The 4250-nt window shown below is 35.0% G+C and carries 4 protein-coding genes; 1 reads left to right on the top strand and 3 read right to left on the bottom strand.

Going from position 1 to position 4250, the window contains the following annotated elements:
• The 3 genes from CQA49_RS09620 to CQA49_RS10160 all read right to left on the bottom strand — a co-directional run.
• A partial coding sequence (locus CQA49_RS09620) for a DNA adenine methylase (protein WP_147288690.1) occupies positions 1–863 on the bottom strand: 863 nt, incomplete at its 3' end.
• Positions 848–1861, bottom strand: a complete 1014-nt coding sequence (locus tag CQA49_RS09615) for a DNA adenine methylase (protein ID WP_181882668.1) — start codon at positions 1859–1861, stop codon at positions 848–850. The genes CQA49_RS09620 and CQA49_RS09615, both read right to left, overlap by 16 nt.
• A gap of 89 nt (positions 1862–1950) precedes the next feature.
• Positions 1951–2094: a hypothetical protein gene (locus CQA49_RS10160; RefSeq protein WP_181882667.1), complete on the bottom strand. Its 144-nt coding sequence runs from the start codon at positions 2092–2094 to the stop codon at positions 1951–1953.
• A 92-nt stretch (positions 2095–2186) separates the two neighbouring features.
• Between CQA49_RS10160 and CQA49_RS09610 the strand changes: the two genes are divergently transcribed.
• A partial coding sequence (locus CQA49_RS09610) for a conjugal transfer protein TraG N-terminal domain-containing protein (protein WP_147288689.1) occupies positions 2187–4250 on the top strand: 2064 nt, incomplete at its 3' end.

The raw sequence follows: 4250 nt of genomic DNA, 5'->3' as shown, positions 1-4250 counted from the left end.
TAATTAGAGTTTGAATATTTATGATTTAGATGATAAATTTTATAAGTCCTGCTTTTTAACCAAGATTTTAGGATTTGGTTTGTTTTGCCTTTGCTGCTCAAAACATTCGAAAGGGCGAAGTGTATCTTTTGCTTGTCTAATTTATCTAAAAAGTCAAGTAAATCTTTTTCATCATTCTCGGTCCAGCCAGCATTTTCATTATAAGTTGCGCAAGTAATGAGATAGGGGGGATCAATATAAACAAGATCATTTTTGCCTAGTTTTTGTATATTAAATTCCCTAAAATCGATACAAGAAAACTCACAATTTTGTTTATGTAATCTTTCAATAAAGTCAATAAGTTTTTGCTCCATCTTTGCATTAAAATCACGCTTCCCAACAGGCAGATTAAACTCACCGCTTGAGTTAAAGCGGATTTGATTGTTAAAGGCATAGACAATCATCACAAAAAGCATTATGTAATGGTTAAAAGTAGTGTTAGATTTTGCATTAAAATCACTTCTAAGCTTTAGAAAACGACTTTTGTTGTATTTGCTAAGTCCTTTAGAGCTATCACATTTGTAAAATTCATAGCCATATTTACTAACTACTGATAGGTCGTATTTTGCAATTACCTCATAAATTTGCTCTACTGCGCTTTTACTGTCTATATTTTTAAGAAAAATATACAAGTTGTGAAGATTCTCATTAATATCATTATAGATTGTTTTTTTGCTTTTTGTATTTAATCCTACATTGCAACCACCACAAAATAAATCCACAAAAGTATTAATGTTTTTGGGAAATAGTGGCAAAATCTGTGAAAGCAGTTTAAATTTTCCGCCTGTATAGTTCAACGGTGAAGCAATTAACGGCATTTGCATAAAAACAACCTCTCAGAATTATCTTTAATGCTTGATTTACCAGCACTAAATGCTTTATAATCTTGTGAAAATATACTTACCTTGCCCTTTTTGCTTAATGTTTGCATTATAATTTCATCGTTTATTCTTGCATTTGAGCGATCATTGCCTTTGGTAGCCATATTGTTATAGGATAATAAGATATATCTCGCATTTATATTAGTTATTAAATCATTAAAGGCTTCATTTGCGGTGCTATTGCAATATTTGCTTTTAATTGCACTTCTATCCATCTTTTTAGCTACGCCAAAGACTTGTGGTTTTTGCCAAGTGGCAACATTTTCTAATAGGTGATAAGTATCACTATATTGTCTAGAGTTATAAGGTGGATCAATATAAACTAAATCCGCATAAATTTCTCTTACAAGTTCATTTGCATCTTTATTGAAGCAGTGATTGTTTTGATTTAAGTTGTCATAAAGTCGTGGCATGGCAAGATTGATTCCATCTGCTAATTTTGCGCCTTTTCTATAAGAATCATAATGCCCACAAGTAGTAGCTATTTTATCCATTGCATAAAGCAAGGAAGTAATTAAAATCGATGTTTCTCGCTCGTTTATCTCTCCATTTTTACTTAAATTTTCGATATTCTCGCGGATAAAGCCTATCTTGGAGCAAACTTTAGCACTAAAATAAGTGTTGGCAAAATTATCTTTCATATAGTTGCTTTCAGTTGTATTGTAATTGTTGAATTCATTCAATATAGATTCCACCTTAGTTTTACTATATTCTTTAGGGCTAAACCATGCAAGATTGCAAATATAATTACTTTTTAAAATATCATTTGTATAGATAACTTTATCAACAAAAGCACTAGCTACTGAGCCTGTTCCTGCAAAAATATCAGCAACAGATTCTATATTCTTGCAGTTTTTGACTACGGTATCTAAAATAAATGGCAAAAGTTTTGTTTTGTTGCCCAAATAGCGGCGAGAGTTAATAGTGAAACTTGACAACATGAAATCACCAGCAATGCTTTAAAAAAGAAATTAATTTGAATGGCATATCTCTAACTCCTAACAATCAATATAGAATCGGTATTATAGTATTACTTTGCTCCAAAAGCCAATCTATCAAACTTTAGCAATTTAGTATTCCCAAAAGCTTCCCAAAAGCTTCCCAAAATCGCTGGTATAATGCTTTCAGACACAAGACTTTTTGAATAAAAAATGTTATAATCTAGTATTTTCATCATAAGTGTCCTAAATTTGTAACCAAATAAGAACACGAATCTAAAAGCATTTTAGTGGTGTCTAAAAACTGCCATTAACTTTGCAATTAGATATGAAAACCCGTGAAATTAAACTACAAGTGTCAATTTGTCTTAAAGCACTACAGGCTTTTGTAAGGCTTTCAGAGACAAACCTAAAAAAGTGCCTAAAAAATACTAAAAGGATACTTATGCTCAAAGATAATGTTTTGTGCCGAATCTTAGTTTTAATAGCATTGCTATTGATTCCTTCTTGTGCATTTGGAAAAACTCCATTGATAGATTACTTTCCTGTTGCTGTTTATGGCGATGTTGATATTTATAAAACCGTATTTGATTCGGTTGCAAAAATTTTCAACCAAGATGAAGAAAATCCAAATACCCTTATGCACCTTGCCGCTTACCTTATCCCAATTCTAGCCTATATCTTAATGCTTTGGAGAATTTACTTTAAAGTTGGGCAAAGAGGTGGAGAAGCTGGAACTTCCCCATTTGAGATGGTTGTAAAGTATCTTGTGTTTGTTACCCTTGTTTTAGTGGTTTTGTTTAACGATAGCTTTAAGACTACCGTTGAGATTGAGGATCGCAGAGCGCTTTATGGCGGGCAAACAATCGGAATAAGAACGCAGGCTGTATCTGATAATGTCCCTACGGTATTAGCATTTGCCGCCTCTTTGAGTTCTCAGTTTGGCGCAGGCTTAGTAGAGCTTGTTGATAGTGCCTTTGCGCCTATCAATGGAAGCAGATACACAGATATAGGCTTTATGAAAAACTTTGAGCTTATCGGTAGAGATAAAAGCGTAATGATGACAACTGATGAGGAGAAGTCTTTTGTAGCTAATTATAGAGATTATGTAAGGCATTGTATTTTTAAATACCAATATATTACAGGTGAGGAGCTTGGAGCTTTAGAGATGGGAAAAACTAGCGTAACAGAGCTAGCTCCAAATAAGATGAAAAACGCCAGCGTATTGCCTTCGATTATTGTTCCAGATTCTGGCAAAAATTGTGTGGATTTTTATAACACTGAAGTGGAAGCAAAATTTGAAAAACTTGCTCCTGATTATCAAAAGAGGGTTGAAAACTCCACAGGAATTGCTCTTGCTGGACTTAATTCTATTGAAAAAACGCTGAATGCTAATCCAACCAATGTTACAGGAGCTGTAGGAAATCTTACAGGCTTTATGCAATACAATATTCGTGCAACTACAGATAAGGCTGTTGCTGACGCCTATTGGGCAGATTCTATGGGTATTAGCGGTTCAAATGCTGCGGCTTTAAATGCAAATGTCAATGCTGCTATGGCAAAGCTTACTGATATTACAAAACAAGGGGGCTTTATATTCTCAGCCGCGACATTACCTAGAGTGTTGCATATTATGATTGCCCTTGTGTATGCACTCTTTCCTTTTGTGCTTATTTCAGCCGCCTTGCAAGGTTATCCATCAGGTATGAAAACGCTAGGTTATTATGTTGGAGGTTTGATATATTTTGAGATGGTAAGAATGTGTATGGCACTAAGTCATGATATTGTAACCCTCTACACTTCAAAAAATGCTTCAACTGCCTTGCAGGCTATTTCAAACCCACTAGGAACAAATGGGTTAGATCCAAATACCCTAAAGCATGGTATGCAGTATTATGAGTATATGGCTTCTCAAGCAGAGCTAGCCGCACAGCTTGGTGTGGCATTTGCAATGGTTGGTCCAGGTATTATTTTATTTGGTAAGCTAGCTGCTCTTATGGGAAGTGTTTCTCAAGCTATAAGCGCACAGCAAATGGGCGGTGTGAAAGAAGGAACTACAGCCATTGCAAGAGCTAATGATGCAAATGAAAGAGGAGCGGCAACAGGTCTTGCAACAGCAGAAGTGATGAAAGGTATTGAGGAGAACAATGCGGCTATTGCCTCTATTTCAAAGCTGAACAATTTTGAAAACTACAACAAAGGACAAATAGCCCAACAAATGCAACAAATAGGCAGTGTTGCAGGTGTCGGCTCCCAAATGAAATCTGTCCAAGACTTCTCTCACATGGAAAGTGGAGGTAAATGGCAAGGTGTCCAACAAGCCTCTACTACTACAACTCTAGGAGCAACATTTGAAAATGGTAAAGACATTGTAAGAGGTAACACTAAAGAA

This window comes from Helicobacter sp. MIT 00-7814, from assembly GCF_003364115.1.
In the GTDB taxonomy this organism is placed as follows: Bacteria; Campylobacterota; Campylobacteria; order Campylobacterales; family Helicobacteraceae; genus Helicobacter_F.
This window is presented reverse-complemented; position numbering and strand designations above follow the sequence as displayed.

Excerpts from the sequence above, each read along its gene's own strand:
- CQA49_RS09615 (WP_181882668.1), bottom strand. The coding sequence starts at position 1,861 with ATGTTGTCAAGTTTCACTATTAACTCTCGCCGCTATTTGGGCAACAAA.
- CQA49_RS10160 (WP_181882667.1), bottom strand. The coding sequence starts at position 2,094 with ATGAAAATACTAGATTATAACATTTTTTATTCAAAAAGTCTTGTGTCT.